The 17909-nt window shown below is 29.6% G+C and carries 17 protein-coding genes and 1 pseudogene; 8 read left to right on the plus strand and 10 right to left on the minus strand.

Features of this window, described 5'->3' with window-relative positions:
* Positions 1–583: 583 nt before the first annotated feature.
* The 8 genes from DQM45_RS08910 to DQM45_RS08950 all read right to left on the minus strand — a co-directional run bounded on the left by DQM45_RS08910 (position 584) and on the right by DQM45_RS08950 (position 9018).
* Positions 584–2140, minus strand: coding sequence for an amidase family protein (locus tag DQM45_RS08910; protein ID WP_003084281.1), 1557 nt, complete (start codon positions 2138–2140; stop codon positions 584–586).
* Positions 2141–2277: 137 nt separating this feature from the next.
* Positions 2278–2808: a GrpB family protein gene (locus DQM45_RS08915; RefSeq protein WP_003084904.1), complete on the minus strand. Its 531-nt coding sequence runs from the start codon at positions 2806–2808 to the stop codon at positions 2278–2280.
* A gap of 32 nt (positions 2809–2840) precedes the next feature.
* On the minus strand, positions 2841–3272 hold the full coding sequence (locus tag DQM45_RS08920; RefSeq protein WP_003083078.1) for a MepB family protein: 432 nt from the start codon (positions 3270–3272) through the stop codon (positions 2841–2843).
* Positions 3273–4143: 871 nt separating this feature from the next.
* Positions 4144–4494: a hypothetical protein gene (locus DQM45_RS08930; RefSeq protein WP_003084726.1), complete on the minus strand. Its 351-nt coding sequence runs from the start codon at positions 4492–4494 to the stop codon at positions 4144–4146.
* Between the two features lie 415 nt (positions 4495–4909).
* Entirely contained in the window at positions 4910–6628 is a 1719-nt protein-coding gene (locus DQM45_RS08935) for an ATP-dependent nuclease (RefSeq protein WP_003083062.1), read from the minus strand.
* Between the two features lie 178 nt (positions 6629–6806).
* Positions 6807–7598 carry a PhzF family phenazine biosynthesis protein gene (locus DQM45_RS08940; protein ID WP_003083619.1) on the minus strand — a complete coding sequence of 264 codons (792 nt, stop codon included), beginning with the start codon at positions 7596–7598 and terminating at the stop codon, positions 6807–6809.
* A gap of 1 nt (position 7599) precedes the next feature.
* On the minus strand, positions 7600–8118 hold the full coding sequence (locus DQM45_RS08945; protein ID WP_003085355.1) for a GNAT family N-acetyltransferase: 519 nt from the start codon (positions 8116–8118) through the stop codon (positions 7600–7602).
* 159 nt (positions 8119–8277) lie between these two features.
* On the minus strand, positions 8278–9018 hold the full coding sequence (locus DQM45_RS08950) for a MerR family transcriptional regulator (RefSeq protein WP_003085231.1): 741 nt from the start codon (positions 9016–9018) through the stop codon (positions 8278–8280).
* A 91-nt stretch (positions 9019–9109) separates the two neighbouring features.
* On the opposite strand from DQM45_RS08950, the gene DQM45_RS08955 reads away from it, so the two are divergent.
* Complete coding sequence (locus tag DQM45_RS08955; protein WP_003083885.1) at positions 9110–10003, plus strand: DUF2268 domain-containing protein; 894 nt, start codon at positions 9110–9112, stop codon at positions 10001–10003.
* A gap of 540 nt (positions 10004–10543) precedes the next feature.
* Here the strand turns inward: DQM45_RS08955 and DQM45_RS08965 are convergent.
* Together DQM45_RS08965 and DQM45_RS08970 are read right to left on the minus strand one after the other, a co-directional pair.
* A complete protein-coding gene (locus DQM45_RS08965) occupies positions 10544–11164 on the minus strand; it encodes a hypothetical protein (RefSeq protein WP_003083714.1) in 621 nt (206 codons plus the stop codon).
* Between the two features lie 320 nt (positions 11165–11484).
* Positions 11485–12834, minus strand: a complete 1350-nt coding sequence (locus tag DQM45_RS08970; RefSeq protein WP_003085399.1) for a hypothetical protein — start codon at positions 12832–12834, stop codon at positions 11485–11487.
* Between the two features lie 273 nt (positions 12835–13107).
* On the opposite strand from DQM45_RS08970, the gene DQM45_RS08975 reads away from it, so the two are divergent.
* The 7 genes and pseudogenes from DQM45_RS08975 to DQM45_RS09005 all read left to right on the plus strand — a co-directional run bounded on the left by DQM45_RS08975 (position 13108) and on the right by DQM45_RS09005 (position 17883).
* Positions 13108–13593: a helix-turn-helix domain-containing protein gene (locus tag DQM45_RS08975; RefSeq protein ID WP_003083227.1), complete on the plus strand. Its 486-nt coding sequence runs from the start codon at positions 13108–13110 to the stop codon at positions 13591–13593.
* Positions 13594–13738: 145 nt separating this feature from the next.
* Entirely contained in the window at positions 13739–14053 is a 315-nt protein-coding gene (locus DQM45_RS08980; RefSeq protein WP_003084973.1) for a hypothetical protein, read from the plus strand.
* Positions 14053–15129: an AAA family ATPase gene (locus DQM45_RS08985; protein ID WP_039984932.1), complete on the plus strand. Its 1077-nt coding sequence runs from the start codon at positions 14053–14055 to the stop codon at positions 15127–15129. The genes DQM45_RS08980 and DQM45_RS08985 overlap by 1 nt, the downstream gene beginning before the upstream one ends.
* A gap of 215 nt (positions 15130–15344) precedes the next feature.
* A complete protein-coding gene (locus tag DQM45_RS08990) occupies positions 15345–15749 on the plus strand; it encodes a hypothetical protein (RefSeq protein WP_232036538.1) in 405 nt (134 codons plus the stop codon).
* 163 nt (positions 15750–15912) lie between these two features.
* Complete coding sequence (locus tag DQM45_RS08995) at positions 15913–16482, plus strand: replication protein (protein WP_003083246.1); 570 nt, start codon at positions 15913–15915, stop codon at positions 16480–16482.
* A 1-nt stretch (position 16483) separates the two neighbouring features.
* Positions 16484–16735 (plus strand): DUF3173 family protein, encoded by a 252-nt coding sequence (locus DQM45_RS09000; protein WP_003084834.1) that lies wholly within the window; start codon positions 16484–16486, stop codon positions 16733–16735.
* A pseudogene (locus tag DQM45_RS09005) lies at positions 16732–17883 on the plus strand (site-specific integrase). The gene DQM45_RS09000 and the pseudogene DQM45_RS09005 overlap by 4 nt, the downstream one beginning before the upstream one ends.
* Positions 17884–17909: the final 26 nt, after the last annotated feature.

The following is a 17909-nucleotide window of genomic DNA, read 5'->3' on the forward strand; positions in this document are numbered from 1 at the left end:
ATCTTTTGTTTTTTTTTAAAAGGTATGCTTTTCACATATCTGTCTCATGATAGCTGATTAATATTTGACACCAAGTTAGTCGTAATATCCTATATAAGTAACTATAAACGATATCTATAGACTATTTGTATAAAAAGCATACCAAATAACTTCCTTCAAACATGTGCAGATAAAAAATTGACTAGCACCCTATCATTAGAAGCAGACCCCATTAAGTTTTGCCGCTAATAAATAGTTATAGAGTTATCCTTGTCATTCTATTCTACAAAGCTATTGACAGCTCTTCCTAAAAGAATAGCACTTTAGATACACACAAAAATAGCCTACTACAGTTATAGTAGGCTATTTTCAATTTCTATAGTAAATTACTATTTTTACTTATCATTAGGATTGGACGATTATATACTTTTTACCAATAAAAGAGGATAAGGTCGTTAACATTCTTTGTCTATGCTCATAACCCTGAAATCCCTTATGAAGTTTTTGCGTTAGTCGTATGAGAAGTCATCTAGAAAAATAAAGTAATACGAAGGCATCTGTTTTTCAGCTATGTCTACGACGATTTTGTCCTATTTTTTAGCCATTATTTTCCTATACCAGCTAAAGTGGGAGCTTTTCTTAATTTAGTTTCTTGTTCGAGTGCATACGCAAAATCTATTATCTTCGCATCATCATTTTTAAAACTTGTAAAAGTAGCACCATAAGGGATACTTTCTTTGTCTATTCCCATTGGAATTGTCACTTCTGAATATCCTGCAACTGCAGGTAAAAAAACTCCCTCATCATTAAAGGATACTAGGGCATCAAGTTTATATTTCTTTTGTAACGTTATTAGTTTTTTTTGCGCAAGTTTAACTTGTTGTTTAACAAATTTAGGATTATTTTTTGTTTTTATAGCTGTTTCTAGATGTTCTTGTCCAAACTTAGCTCTTTTACCTAAGTCTTTTTTATTATAAGTCACTAACTCTTCTAACGATTTAAATGGGAGACTATTTTTCTTACTAAACTCACTAACAGCTTGTGGGAATTCTGAATTAATTAATTTAATATTATCCATTCCTTCATAATCAAAGTTTACAACTTCCACCCTTGCCCCAAGTTTTTGAAGTACTATTTTAAGTTTTTTAGCATTTGACTGATCTGATTTTATAAAACCTATTCTCGCTCCTTTTAATGCTGTTCGATCTAGCTGTTTTATTTTATGACTTGAGTTATTTATGATCGAATTGTACACTAACTTAGCATCGATTACAGATTTTGCAATAACACCAACAGTATCCAATGATGGACTAAGCGGAAATATTCCTTCTCCTGATACTAAATGATGTGGTGGTTTCATACCAACAACAGAATTAATATATGATGGGGAGATAATGGATCCCGTTGTCTCAGTTGCTATTGATGCCACACCCATATTAGATGTCACACTAACTGCACTTCCAGCACTTGAGCCAAGTGGAGATAATTCTAGAGGTTTGTATGGATTGATAGTTTGTCCTATAGAACTTGAATAGCCATTAGGCATGTTGGGAGATACATAGTTTGCAAGCTCAGAAAGGTTAGCCTTACCAAGTATAATAACATTACTGCGTTTAAGACGCTTGATAACATCAGCATCTTTTTGGGGGATAAAGTTTTTTAGACCTTCCATACCTACAGTAGTTGTAATATTTTTAGTTAGTATATTATCTTTTACCGTGATTGGCATCCCAAAGAGACTATTATTGTGTTTAAAATCTTTCGTTTCATCGTACTTCTTAGCTTCTTTAATCGCGTAAGGATTTATAGCTGCAATGGCATTTAGTCCCTTATCAGTCTTATCTAAATGTCTAATCCGATCAAGATAGAAAGCTGTCAATTCAGTATATGTTAATTTATTGTCATAAATAGCTTTTTGAATGCTCTCTATGTCTTTTTCTATAATCAGTTTTTCTTTTTTGCGAACAGCTTCTAAATTAATTCCAACCAATTGTTCATCAATCGTTTTTATTACTTTATCTTGATTATACTGCATATACTGAGCTTTAGCTATTTCACCACTCCTAACACTAGGCACCAAAATCATAAGCAAAAACAAACAAAAAGTCAGAGATACCCCTACTAAACCTACTGATTTAAAAGCAAATAACCTATCCTTCATAGAACCTCCTTATTGAAAAGTATAAAAATAATTTCTAAATCATGTGATTTTTGTGTCACTTACATAATACAAAAATCCAAAAAGTTTGTCTATCCATTTTTCTTTTTTAAGTCGAACAGTTCATTGATTTTTTAAGTTTATTTGAAAGCTTTTACCTGTTGAATCTCTTTATTAATATCATCAATAACCGTAGATTTATGATTTTGATAGGCTTCTGGCTTATCTTTATATTTCTTACTCGCTTCGACTTTCACCTCTAAATAACGATTGAATGCTGTCTTATTTTCTGTTAAGTAATCTCTAAATCGTAACTCTTGTAAACCTTTCGGATCTCCCTTTTCATAAAAATGTAGGTGTACTAAGTGATTTATTTTGTCTTTAGCATACTTTACAAAATATTTTCTTCCAGAAATCCCATTCTCACCTTTAGCAACATATCCAGCTTGCAGCATGGAATCATTATAAGTATCTACCATACTAATAGTGTTAACAAATATGAGTACATCAATTATCGGTTTAGAAGCCATACCTTTGATTGAAGTTGACCCAAAATGATGACATTCTAATTCTAGGCCACTTAATAGTTTAGTAAGTTCTTCTTTAATTTCTTGATACTGCTCTGGCCATTTATTATTATATAGTTCGAGTTTCATTTCTCGCTGTATCATTAATACACTCCTTCTTTACTAAAATTGCTAGCTTACAAGAATTTAAAATATTTTAATTGCCAATTTTGGGTTGACTGAGCTGATTTATTCAAATTGGTACACCAAGGTGGATAAAAACGCATAGCCATTTTACCCTTACTTTGTTCTGAAAATATTATATTCCGTTTTATGGCATCATTATTTGGAATAATAAACACACCTCGCTGATTATGATCTATGACAACAATTATTAACTCTTCACCTAAGTCATTCTCGGAAAAAGGGATATTTTTTCCGTTACTATTTTTCTGCCAAAATGTAGTGAAATAACCATCTTTTTTTGGTGTTTTCTTAGCTAAACGACATCTTTTAATTGTTTGATATTCTTTATTAAATAAGATAATACCCTCATAATCATTATTCCACTTATCTTGTACCATATCAAGATCTGGATAAATATCTTTTAGTAGTTTAATTAATTTCAATTCGTGGTTCCCAACTATTTTTTAAAAATTCGACACTTCCATAAGCATTACAAATAGATCTAAATGGCTCCTTTCATAACTAGTCCTCATTTTTCCAGGTAGTTACTGTTTCACTCTTTATACTCTATTGAAAAACACCCGCAAATACCAACTAAGAAAACTATAAACCAGGAAACTTTCTCAATTGTCACGTTTTGTCACTAAAATTATTCCACATAAAGTTTCCATCCGCAACAATTTTAAATTCTTTTTTGCTAGCTTTCGCTGCATAATCAACAGACTTGTATAGTGCTCGTTCCAACAAAATCACCATCCCAAAAAAGAAAGCTTATGATACCTAGACTTCCAAACAGCATACATAAAGCAATAAGACATGGAATGGATTTATTTAATTTCCTAGATTCTTCGGTAGTGAGTAACTTACTTTTATCAGCGGCCAACATCTCTCAGTTTTAGTGTTGTAATAGATAACCCCATTACTAGTTTCTCCAATATCTATTTTTATCCTTAAATCCATTCTTATCAAAAACCCTATCACTTCTATCCAATTTTCACCCGAAGCCTATGACACTCCTCATTTCCTATGCTATAATATTACAGTAATCACTTTTACTAAGGAGAACAATAAATTATGATGAACATGCAAGACTTGCTCCACGATTTTTTATGTCTTTTTATCATCAGAAAAGTTGATTTAAAGCCTTTCTTAGTTCACTAAATTAAACTATAATCATTTAAATTTATTACAATCAGACAAAAAATAGACAATGACAGTATCAAAATGTACTTAAATAGCTTTCATCATTCCGATGGAAGCTATTTTTATATTTTTTTGTAAATTTATTATCAACATAATATGGCAAGTTTGAAATCATGGTAGCCACCATATCCAATCTGTTTGTTCTATATATTCTGTTTCTTCTTTTACATAATCGTAAAATATATAATCCAATCCAGAATATTGATTTATTATTTTGTCTGCTTGCTTTATTTTCTTTTTAAATATTTTTATTTGTTTGTTAGCACTTTCAGTATTATCAGTTTCTTTATTAGTATTTTTTAAATAAGACATCTTTTTTTGAAAATGTTTTTTTGCTATTATCGCAAAATATTGATCCTCAGTTTTATTATATGACTTTAATAATTCTTTTGACTGCGAATTATTTTTATCTATATAAACCTCAATATAATTAAGGATATCATTTCTTCGAAAGACATCCATATAATTTTCTTTTGCAATCTCGCCATTTTGATTAGAGTTAAATTTCTTATAATAATTTGAAATACTTTCAAATTCCTCTGATCTTTTTATCTCCTCAGCTTTCTGAATATTAATTATTAAAAAATCTAATTTATGTTGGTTTTGGCTGTCAATAATTGCTTCGTGTGCGTAAACTACCCCTGTATATGTTGCTAATATTACTAGTATACTCTTAAAAAAATTAATTATGTTGATAATTGACTCTCTAGTACATTTATTCTCTTTAAATTTAAAATTTCTTTACCATTCCTTTTTACCATCAAACTAATGTTATTTTATAAAAGAGTATTATGATATTTAATACTGAAAAAGTGCTACTTCCAGCTAATAAAATATCACTCATAATTAGTTCCTTTGATCTACACTTTATAAAATATCAATTAACTATTTTACTATTATGATTTAATATCATTTTCATAAAATTCCGAGCTTCATGATAAACTTCTGCTTCAATTTCAGCATATTTTATAAAAGTATTTTCAACCCAATTATTTCCATGCCCAGGTACATCTGGTACAAACCGTTCTATCTCACCACAATCCAAAATAAATATATTATTTTCTTTTAGAAATTCATTTATATGATTGAATAGATTTGTACACTCACCTTGAGGAATAATACTTTTCCCACCAGTTTTTAAGAGTTTTAAACTGTTTATCTCTCTTAAAATTGATTTTATTTGCTCAACTGATTGTGGTGACATAAATTTATCAGTATTATATATTTGATTAATCTCATTTCTTATTTCTTCTTGGGTCTTTACTTGACTATTGGTTTCTTTTTGGAATTTTTCTATAAATTTTTTATGATTAGGTGCTATCTTACTATAACAATTAGGGTTAGATGAATTTAACAATTGTTTTAAACTATCAATATTATTTATTAAATCAATATCAGCTATTATTTTATACTTTATACTCAAATCTTTAAGTAAAGGTACAATTTTCTTAAATTGTTCTTTTCCTCCAACTGCACAAAATAATGTATTTTGATAAGTCGTTAAATCTACATATTCTAATATTGCAGAGTAAAACTTGCAATCACTTTCGTTCTCACACAAAATAACCTGATTATAAAATAATCCATTTAGAATATTTGTATACTTCAAATTCTTATCACTAGAAATTTTACTGATACTGGAATTATCAATTAAATTAAATACATTTTGACTACCAAGTCTATCTATTTTTATTATTTTGATTCTTGAAGCATCTTCTTCAAGAGCACCTCTAATGAAATCAATATTGTGAGTTGAGATAAATAATTGTTTATCTCTAGATAACTTAACTACATTTTTACCTAAGGTTCTAGCTTGAGGGGGATGTAAAAATGCTTCCGGCTCATCAATTAATATTAATGAATTTTCATTAACAATTAGCGAGGATAATATTGCAACTGTATTTCGAATTCCATCCCCTTGATCTTGTAAATCTTCTAATTGTTTTAGCTGATTTATTTTTTCTCGGCTATCTAATTTAAGAATTTTAGTAATCGTATAACTATCACTAATTTTATATTTCTTTATTATATTCCTATCTACATATTCCTCAAATATTTCAATTGATTTTTGAAAGCCTGAATCTAAAGCTTGGTTTAATTTATTAATCGAATCAAAATCTCTTTCAAGTTTTTTCAAAATATTTAGACTCTGCATATTATATGCATAATTCAATTCTATAGGCCTTGTTAATACTAAACGATTCTCAGTTGATAAGAATGAGAATAATGCTTTATAAAAAATTTTTTTATCATAAATATCACTAAAAGAATTAGAATCAAAAGAATAAGAACTGTTATCATCTATCCATACACAGTATTGCCCGTAAGTATTTTTTTCAAAATTATTTTCAAAATAATCTCTAAGTTTGTTTTCAGAAAAACCAAAAGTTTCATACTCTAGTTTCTTTACTAATACTTTTGTATTTGATATTCCATTTAAATCGTCTCTCAAATCCTTTAGGGTACGGCTCTTTCCCGCATTATTACCGCCAACAAGTAAAACAATATCATCATTATTAAATACAATCGTTTTACCATCATTAAAAGTAATTTCTCTAATGGTTACAGAGGGAAAATCAATATTCATATTATTCATTTTTAATATCCTTCATAAATTGTTTATTAATTAGCTTTCAAATAACTTAATAGTTAATAAGCAAAATAATATAAACAGTTATAAAACTTTTCTTATATTATAGTACAACAGATGAGAGTCATTTCTCGTTTTCTCATTAGTATACTCCTACTTCACTAAAATTGTTAGCTTTCAAGTACTAAATATCAATACTACCTTTCAGATATAAATTAGCTTGTCCTGATATTTTAACAAGATTTTCTTCCAACTCCACGGTCATCGTACCTTGTCTTTCAGATAATTGCTTAGATACGAATTGTTCCTTTCCAAGCTTTCTTGTCCAAATTGGTGCTAAACGTGTCTGTGCTGAGCCAGTAACGGGATCTTCATTGATACCATAATTTGGTGCAAAATATCGTAGAACATAATCAATGTCATTATCAAAGCTTTGAGCTGTCAGTGTCACCCCATGTGGTGCTAATTGACCAATCTTTTCCAAATCAATTTTGAGTTGCTCTATACATCCTTGATTTTCTAAGCATAAAACAAGATGCTCTTCATCAGCTGTTCGATAAGCTTCCAGTATTTCAGACTCAATAGTTTCACTCACCATCATTGTTATTGGAACTTGCTTAACGTCAACTATTGGAAAAATTAATGTTATTTTTTCACCGTTAATAGTTACTTCTAGAAGTCCAGACTTTGAAGAGAAAGTGATTTGACTCAAATTATCTTCAAGATAACGTGAAATAACGTAGGTACTTGCTAGAGTCGCATGCCCACACAAATCCACTTCTTTTTCTGGTGTGAACCATCTAATCTTATATAGATCTTTTTCTTTTAAAATAAATGCAGTCTCAGATAGTTTATTTTCTTTAGCTATTTTCTGCATTAATTCCTCTTTAATCGGTTCATCTAAAACCACAACCCCCGCAGGATTGCCACCAAACGCCTTATTGGTAAAAGCATTCACAACATAATAAGGTAACATATCACATTCCTATCTTTTTCAAGTAAAACATAAAATGAGGAATACTATCATTCTTCAAAAATCTCTTTTTAATAGTAAATCCTGACTTTATGGCAATATTCATAGACGGTAAATTAATATCCCGACTGATGATAATGAGTTCCTCAAGGTTTAGCTCTTTGAAAGCATAATCTCGTACTGCCCTAGCAACTTCGGTTGCAATTCCTTTATTCCAATGCTCTTTTTTAAGATGGTAACCTATTTCAGGGTAATTTTCTCCTTCAACAGTTTGCATAGTAATGCCACATTCACCTACGACCTCTGAAGTTTCTTTGTTAATAATCTTCCACAGACCAAACCCATCGGCACGGTAGGAATTCATATTCCAATCTAGCCAGTTCTGACAATCTTGATCAGTAAAACTCTTGTCATAAGCCCACATCACTTCTTCGTCTTGCAAAAACGACTTTAACTCAGATAAATCTCTGCCATCCCATTCTAATAAAATAAATCGCCTAGTTTCTAAAACTATACTCTTCATAATTCGTCCTATTAATTTGATTATACAAATTCCTTTTTAACACTATTACTATCATAGTGATTATCTTAAGAATACCTTTTTATTTCAAACTCTTTATCCCAAGTATAATCTTTAAATTTCATATTATTCTTTCTCTTTTATTTTTCTTTTAAAAAAAAATTACTTATTATCATTTTCAACAAACATAGCAATTGACTTCGAAATATACTCAGCTAATCCTTCACCAAATTTATCAATATTTTTTCTAAATTCTAGATTATTATAATAGGTCTTACCAATTATGCCAAAAACCTCTAAGGAGCAATCAAAAGCATATTTATTTAATGTATCATAAAGTTCTATACAAATATTTTGAACTTCTTTCTCTTTTGGTTGTAGCTCTGTATTCATTTTTTGTGCAAACTTTATAAAAATATCGTTAAAGTATTCGTTAACTTCTAATTCTATCCCTTTTTGTCTCTTTGAAGCTTCGATAATGGCTTCCTTACCAAACTTTTCTAACGCTTTACTTTGATATTCAATATTATCTAATAACGTGAAACCATCAAATTTATTTAAAGTTCGATTCTCAAGTTTGGATTTTTTGGCGTCAATTGTTCTTTGTACATTCTCCATAAGAACCGAAATCTTATTTTGCTCATCGGCTAGCATTTTTAATTGAGATTGTAATACTAAGATACTATCAAAATCTTTTCCATTCATTATTTTTCTTATTTTATCAAGAGAAAATCCAAGAAATCTATAATATCTAATTATTTTTATGTTTTCAATATCTTCATTTGTGTAATATCGATACCCATTATCAGATTTATTGACCTTTAATAGACCAATCTGATCATAATGATGTAGTGTTCTAATGGTAACTCCTGAAATTTGTGCTGCTTCTTTTATTAAATACATATTTTCTCCTTAGTTGATTTTATCATAAACTGTTGACCTTGACGTTACGTCAAGGTGTATAATTTTTTTATTAATAAAAGGAGAAAATATTATGCAACTACATTTAATCGAGTCTGATAAAATATATAAAGAAATTTTAGAAACTCCAATTGAAAAAAGAGATGAGGTTTTTAAACAAAAGTTACTAGTTCCATTTATAAATAAATTTAAAATACAAAACATCTCTTTTGACGAAAATATCTCTTTTAATGTTATGACTTTAATGAGTTTTATGCATAAGATGCCAAAGGATCTTAAAGAGGAAGATATTTCATCCATTAATCGGTTTGATAATAAATTCTGGAAAAATATATCCGATGCCTTTCATCATTCTATTGAAACATTCACGTCTCGAGGCGTAAAATTACCTGTAAAAGATTATTATCTAACTGCTTTATTAGGTAACCCTAGTAGTCCTATGTTATCGATTAATGAAAACTATAGCGGTGATGGCGGAATTCCTGGCTATATTTTTCTTTCTCTTGTTCCAAATGATTATACAATTAATAGAATAGCATCAGCAGTTGCTCATGAATGTAATCATAATATTAGATATCAATTTATTGAATGGGGAAAAGGTCCACTTAAAGAAATGATTGTGTCTGAAGGTCTTGCCGAAAACTTTGCAGAAAAAATGTATGAAAAAGAAAATATCGGACCTTGGGTTACAAAGAACGATTTAGATACATTAAATCAAGTTATTAAGCCAATAATAAAAGAAAACCTCTTTATTGATAATATGCAAGAAGCCATGCCATATTTATATGGTGATGAAATTACAAAAATGCAGGGTGGAAAAAGTGTTGGTCTTCCTTATGCTTCTGGCTATACCTGTGGCTATTATCTCATTAAATATTATTTACAAAAAACTGGATTATCTATTGAAGAAGCAACATTAAAAACTGCGGATGAAATCCTAACTGAAGTAGATGATTTTTGGTCTTAGACTATCAAATAGACCAAGGCCGTATCTATTCATAACAGAAAATCACACTTATCGGACAAGTGTGATTTTTTTATATTGAAAATACTTTTCTTAAAGCCAATTTTCAATATCCTACCTTAGAACAAAAAAACTTTATAAATATTTTTAACTATTAGAGTTCTTGATACAACTTATAAATAGAAAATTTCTGATAACTTTCCTGTAGCACTTCCTCAAATTTGTTCCAATAATAGTCTGCTTGAGATTTTGATTTTAATAAACTAAAACAAATTTCTGGATCATCAATATTATTAATAAATATTTCATTTAGATTCTTATTCTATGAATCAATTAGAGGACGATTTCTGATATATGATTTGCAAATCATTTATCATTGCTCTTTCATAGCATTTGAAATGTGAAGTAGTCCAAGTTGAAAGTTGCTGAGCCCAATCAAGAAACAAATTCTTTCTTCCTTCATCATCTGATATGTCTGAAAAAGAAATTATTCTAATAAGTGTTTCATCGACACTTTAAGCAAAAATTCCAAATCATAGTGTACTAATCTTCAAGAAAAAATTTTTTTAATATTATTTCTCTTTCAGGAATTTCAACTTCTTTCCAATTAGCTTCAAATAAAAAATTATATAACTCAACACAACCAATATATATTGACTTTATATCAATTGACTCAAGGTAATAATATACAATACCGATATTTAATCTTTCTGCTGAAAAAACCATCTCTTTATCTAAATGTGCTAAAAGTTTATCTCGAATTAATTTTATCTCATCGATATTTTTTTGCTCTTTATCAACAGCATCTTGTATAGTTTTCAAAATTGATAAAAGAGACTTATCCTTAGAATTATGTCTCTGCTTAGAAAGTATTTTAAAAATACCATTTTTTTCCCTAATATCAAAAATTTTAGTTATTCCGAATACTACTCTATAATACAGCGATTCATAAATTACATTTCTTAAAATATCATAACTAATAGTCGCTTTCATTGCTCTATCATGCCACTCATCTTTTACAATTTTTATTATTTCTAGTGTTACAAAAGTTGACTCAAGCTCCATTAACATAGTGTTAAGATGAATCATTGTTTTCGAGTTTTCATCTGGTAATTCATCTGCAAAATTCATTTTTACAAAATCTTTTAAATCATAATTTTTCATATTGTAACCTGTCCAAAATATTTTAACTTATACTCAAAATAAAATTTAAAGTGAAATAAAAAATGGTATGAAATTAATACTAGAACGCAGTTAGACATAAAAATAATTTTTAAGATTTAAACAGTTTCTCTATATCTTTTGAGACCATAGCATTTGCAATTCTTGATCTTGATGAAAGCCAAATATCTCTCATCACTTAGACTACCTGTTTGCACTACAATCTTCATCTCCCCAAATTTACTCACTAATTAATATTATACATCTATCTACAATAGTATTCCCATGTAACTAAATAAACCACATTTGATTTATTACACCTATTATTTCCCAAATTTCTCCTGACTTATTAATTCATTTATTTCTTTTTCTTTAATTGCTAAGTCACTTTCAGGATGTTTTTTTATAAAATAATTTATTCTTGAATTTCCACTAATTTTCCATTGTAAGTTTTGATAAATCATAGGTCTCAAAGTTTCCCTATCACCTGTTTTTAAATAATGTAAAATTTCATTACCATATTGATATTTTTTTACGTAACCTAAGTAATTACCTTGCCAATGAGAATCTTCCTCTCTAAAACTTTGAAAACTAATTAATGAATAAAGTAATTTTTCCAATAGATCTAATATGTATGTTGCATATATCGCATCTATATCTTCATAATCTAAATATTGATCAGTATACTTACCTAGTACTTTACCCATATTATCTTTATTTAGAGTATTTAATAGTTTATAATCCCATATTTCATCACTATATTTTTCTTTAATTTCCTCTGATTTCAAATCACCTTGGTACAAATGCATCTCCTGTTGAATTGAAATAATTGACTCTAGGCTTTGATAAGTGCTATTTTCCTGAATATATTTTTCCTTGTATCCATAATAACTACTATTATTAATAAACCCATCTATTTTTTTCTTTAAAATCTCATTATAAAATTCATTTAGATAAACATCAATAAGCGCTATTTTATTGATGTTTTTTGATCCAGTTTTTACACATTCCTCATAATATTTCCAAAATGAACCACTAACATTAAGAGCTTTTTCTGTAGCTCGAAAAATACCTGTCATAAACATTTCAAAATGCTCCTCAAAAAGTATGTTATATACTTTATGAATATCAACAACATTTAATCTTAACTTTTCAAATTCAATATTAAGTGGCATATAGCCTAAAACTATTCTCCATAAATTTTCATCATAAGATTCAAAAAGAATATCTAAAATAATAACAGATGATAAAAAAGATTGTAATTTCCAATGTTCAGAGCGATCTCCAAAACAAATCTCATCATATGTTTCAAACATTATATTACGTTGTATATATTTTTTTTCTTCATTAGAATTCAAGCCCATCTTGGTTCCATATTCATCCATTTTACAATTATTTAATACATCTTCTATTGAGTTAGGCGTATAAAGATATGGGTTCTTTGAGGTTATTTTCCCTCTTCTTATGAGGCTAATTAATGGAGCATTATTTGAAGAAATTTCTTTATTCGTAAGCTTTTTATATTTCTTATTAATTTTTTTCTCTTGTCCAGTATACCAGTAATACTCCCTAGAAGCTCTTACTTTTCGTTCATCATTTAAATTTTTAATTTTTGAATCTAGTCTAATCGAAGCACAATCAATAAAATACTGCTTCGTTCTTTCAAATATCATAATATTCCTTTTATAAATGTGGTGTTATTTTACTCTATTTTTAAAATAATTACCTAAATTATACCACTTTTTTAATTTTATAATGTCATTAACTCTAACTAGGGATAAACATATAGTCCATAGGTGCACCAAAGGACGGATTGAAACAATATGATTACTAATCGATAAGGATTTAGTTATGCATATTACCGTTTAACCGTTTCTTTGTTGTGCTTTTTTGCATCCACTCGGTAATTTTGTTTCTTTTCGTCTGAGGACTGGAAAGGACAACTTATGCTAAAATCTGAACTTAGAACCCTCTATTGTGAATTACTCGGTCAATCTATCAAACAAGAATTGATTAAGCAAGAAATTCCTCAAAACGAAGTGTCTTACTACTTTAATGATGAAATCCGATTGATTTCAGCCCCTGCTATTAGTCAAATTCTAAAAGGTAAACGCAACCTCACCTTAGATATTGCGGAAGCCCTGCAAGAAACGTTGGGTTTATCAAATGTTAAATGTGTCTTCTTTCCTAGTCATGGTTTCTGTGAGTTACTCATTATTCAACTTACCGAGCTAATGCTTACTTGTGGTTTCAACTCTACAAAGGAACTCTTTCAAATAAAAGAGCTAGATATTCAACAAAATCTTTCAATATTGGCAACTGCCCTTTACGAATTCTTCCCCGATTTTCCTGAAGAAGAAACTTCTTACCAAATCGCTGATAGCTTAGCTATATGGTTAATTGAATTTGTTGCACTCGTTGCACAAATTTAAGTCCGATACTTTCAAGATTCTTGAAATCGAAGCAAGACTAAATCATCTATCATAGAGTTGTACTTAGCTAAGACAGTCTAGCTCATGACTAAAAAGGAGCATGTTGTTCTAACGTTACAAAAATTAAAGATAAAAGGTGAAGACTATGAAAACACGTAATCGTAAAGGTGGTTACTCCCACAACACAGCGAAAGAATATATTGATATCAAACAAGCAACACATTGTTTGAGTACTGAACTTGAAGCTCAGATGAAATTTGACGATGGACAACCTACAGGAGAAATTATTGCTCACAAAGCTTGGTTCTCACAAAAAGGTCTACCACCTTTCCAAGTGAAATTTGAATCTGAAGTTACTCTTCCAGCCTATATGACAGTTGTCGAATTTGAAGATTTAGAAGCGTGTGAAGTCGGCTATAATGTCTATTTCCGTGCTAGTGGCATCAAGGAGGTTAAATGATGACTAACAAAGAATTAGCACAGTATTTGCTCCAAAGTCTTAATATGGGACTTGGTGCTCTTATACAAGGAGAAACCAGCTATACAAATAGCTTTGATACTAAGATTATGTCTGATGGATTTTTGTTTATTCCTCGATTACCAGCAGGCTATATTATAGACGATGAACTCTATCAAAAGATATTTCTAATCGCTAATGCTGCTCTCTATCCTCGTTATACAGTTCTCAAACAAAATTCAGCATATTTTATGGCTCTTGACACAGATGACATTCATGTTCAACGTGGTCTTTTCTTTCCTTGGAGAAAGGGTGTCTCTGAGCGACTTATAATTTCAGATTTAGATGATTTCTCAAAAATGCAAGAAAAATATGCCCTTCCTATCATGAAAAATCTCACTTTAAATTTAAACAAGGTGACTTCCTTAGCTATTGTAGGCAATAGTGGCTCTGGAAAGTCTTATGCTCTTACTTATCTTCTGAGCCTATTAAAAAACTTTTCTGAACTCATTATCGTCGATCCTAAGTTCGATACCCCATCTCGCTGGGCACGTGAAAATAATATTCCTGTTATACACCCTCAAAAAAATCGCTCAAAATCGGATTTTGTTTCAGAAATCAATGAGAATCTCAGCACTTGCCTAAATCTCATTCAGCAACGCCAAGAAATTCTTTATGATAATCCTGACCATCAGTTTGACCATTTAACTATTGTCATTGATGAAGTATTAGCTTTGAGCGAGGGTGTCAACAGAACAATAAAAGATTCTTTCTTTTCTCTCCTATCACAAATTGCTCTTCTTGGTCGGGCAACTAAAGTCCATCTACTATTAGTTAGCCAGCGTTTTGACCACAATACGATTCCTGTATCAGTTCGTGAGCAGTTAAATGTATTGATTCAAATCGGAAATATCAATAAGAAGACCACACAATTTCTATTCCCGAACTTAGACCCAGAAGGAATTGTTATCCCAATAGGTAAGGGGACTGGTTTGATTCAAATTATTGATAATGAACATCCTTATCAAGTACTTCCATTACTTTGTCCTACTTATTACACAAGGAAAGGAATAATCTAAATATGAAAAAAACTTTCTTTCAAAAAACATATTCTGTCATAGAAACTTCCTTCTTCCTTGGTTTTACTAGTATGTTTTTATATATTGGAGTCTTATTATTAAAAATAAGTATAGGCTCCATTAGTATAGAACCATTAGATAGACTTATCAATATTTTCTTACAATATCTAAGTATTTTTTTACACTACTTAAAATTCCTTACGTATGGAATACTTATGATTCCTATCACATTACTTTTAACTGAGTTTATAATACGTATTAGGCAAGATAATTTCTGGAATTATTTCAAGTCCCTACATCAAACGAGATACCTAAGACAATTTCTAAAACAGGAAGAAAAGTCAGAGTCTGTCATATCTATTGATGATCAAACAACTGTAACTAAGGTAAATCCAATATTAGAACAATTTAATCAGGCAATAGAGAAGTGTCTTGTGGATGTCCGTAATAAATCAGTTATTATATATATCCAATACCCTAAGACTCAACAATCTCAAAAGTTATTGAAAGACATGGAAGAACATATTAAAGAGGAAGTTTCAAATCAAAATCCTAACTACTATTTCTCTGCACCAGACAGGGAAGGTAATAGTATCTGGTATATTGGAACAAGAAGGTAAGGGAAAGGCTGGCTAGGCTCACGAAGTGAACGCCAATAGTACAGCCTTTTCATAACTAATAATTTGTAATGGGGCTACTACGACCCCCATTACATCAGTAATCAATAATCATAGATATGGTACATTGATTAATCAAAGATATAGAAAGATATAGGTTGTAATATTGACTAAAGATAAACGCTCTAATAAATGGGCATTCCTTATCTATAAAGAAAGTGCTCCAGAAAATTATTTAGAGGTCTTAGAGGATTTACATATTCCATATATATTAAGCCCTTGGCATGATAAGGATATCAATAAAGAAACTGGAGAGTTCAAAAAATCACACAAACACGGTGCTTTATACTTCGAATCGTTAAAAAGCTATTCTCAAGTATCAGAAATGCTGACTGAAAAACTTAACTCTCCTTCTCATATTGTAGTAATTATATCCCCTAAAGGAATGTATGACTATTTTACTCATGCTGAGAATCCAAATAAAACTCTTTATGATATCAATAACATTGAATCGGGTTGTGGATTTGAATTAGATAAATTTATTACTTCAAATAATAGCGATGAGTTTTTATCACAAGTTATTGATATTATTGAAGAAAATAATTTTACCGAATTTAACAAATTAGTTCATTATGCAAGAAAGGAAGATAAATTGTTACTCGCTCTTATTATTGATAAAACTTACTTTTTTGCAAAATTTCTTGATTCTAGAAGAAATGAAAGAAAGGAATCTTAAAATGATAAAACTTATAAATAAAAATGATTTAATGCTCTTAACTGGTCTCTCTGAGAGTCAAACTAAAAAGCTCATTCGAAATGCTAAAATTAATCTAGTTTCCCAAGGTTTTAGTTGGTACTCTAATAAACGAATTGGAAAAGTTCCATTAAAGACTGTTGAAGAACTTCTCGGAATTGAGTTATTAGATGAAAATGATATAATAAATATCGTACAGAAAGATACTGTCTCTAGCAAAGAGGAACAAAAATGACAGTAACTAGACAAAAAAATAAAAAATGGAAGGTGGATATTAGTGACGGTTATAACCCTATTACAGGTGAACAGAGACGTCACAGGAAGACAGATTTCAAGTCAAGAAGAGAAGCTGAACAATATGAAGCAGACTATCGTTTAAATAAACTCCACCAAGTATCTTACAAAGATAGAATCTCAGTTGAATATCTTTATAGTTTAGTAAGGATTGAGGATAAACTCCGAGGTAATAAGCGAGGAACTATTGATACGCAGGAGTCATATTTTAGACAATATTTGTCTACTTATTTTTCGAAAGCTGATATGAGTAAAGTGACTACTTATGATATAAAAGATTATAGAGATTGGTTAAAATCACAACCTAGCATTAAAGGTGGTAATTTATCAAATTCTCATGTTAATCAACAAATGATCTTTGTACATAAATTATTTGAAGTTGCTGTAAATAACCAATTAAGGCAAGATAATCCCTGTTCTGGAATACGCAGATTACCTGAAAAACATAAGGAAATGAACTATTATACTCCTGAACAATTCAAACAATTTGATAGTGTCTTTAAAGAAGATGAATATTCATTCCAATTATTATATAGACTTCTGATGTATACTGGTTTCCGAATGGGTGAAGCTTTAGCCTTAACATGGAGTAATGTAAAACTTGAAGAAAAGTATATTGATATTCAATATTCGGCATATTATAGAAATAATAAACTTCATATTGGTTCTGTTAAAACAACTCAGTCAAATAGAAGAATTTATGTTCATGATGCTTTCGTTACAGAATTGAAAGTATGGAAATATAAACAGGAAATAATACTAAAGGATTTTACTAATGATTTAGAGAGTTTACAAATTTTTCAAAACACACCTGAAGTATTAACGACTCCAAATGTTTCTAACTTTAGAACGATTCTGAAAAAAAGGTTACCACCTAATTTGGAATTAATTCGTAATCATGATTTTAGACATTCTCATGCTGCGTTCCTCGTTTCTCAAGGTCTTTGAAAAGGTGAAGGTAAGGACTATATATTCTTCACTTTAATGAAGAGACTTGGTCATTCGTCAATTAACACTACAATAAATGTGTACTCACATTTATTTCCAACTCAACAGAAAGAAATTGCATCTGCTTTTGATAATTTTTAACAATAAGGCAGTGTAAGACAATTAAT

The organism is Streptococcus porcinus (genome assembly GCF_900475415.1).
GTDB lineage: Bacteria > Bacillota > Bacilli > Lactobacillales > Streptococcaceae > Streptococcus > Streptococcus porcinus.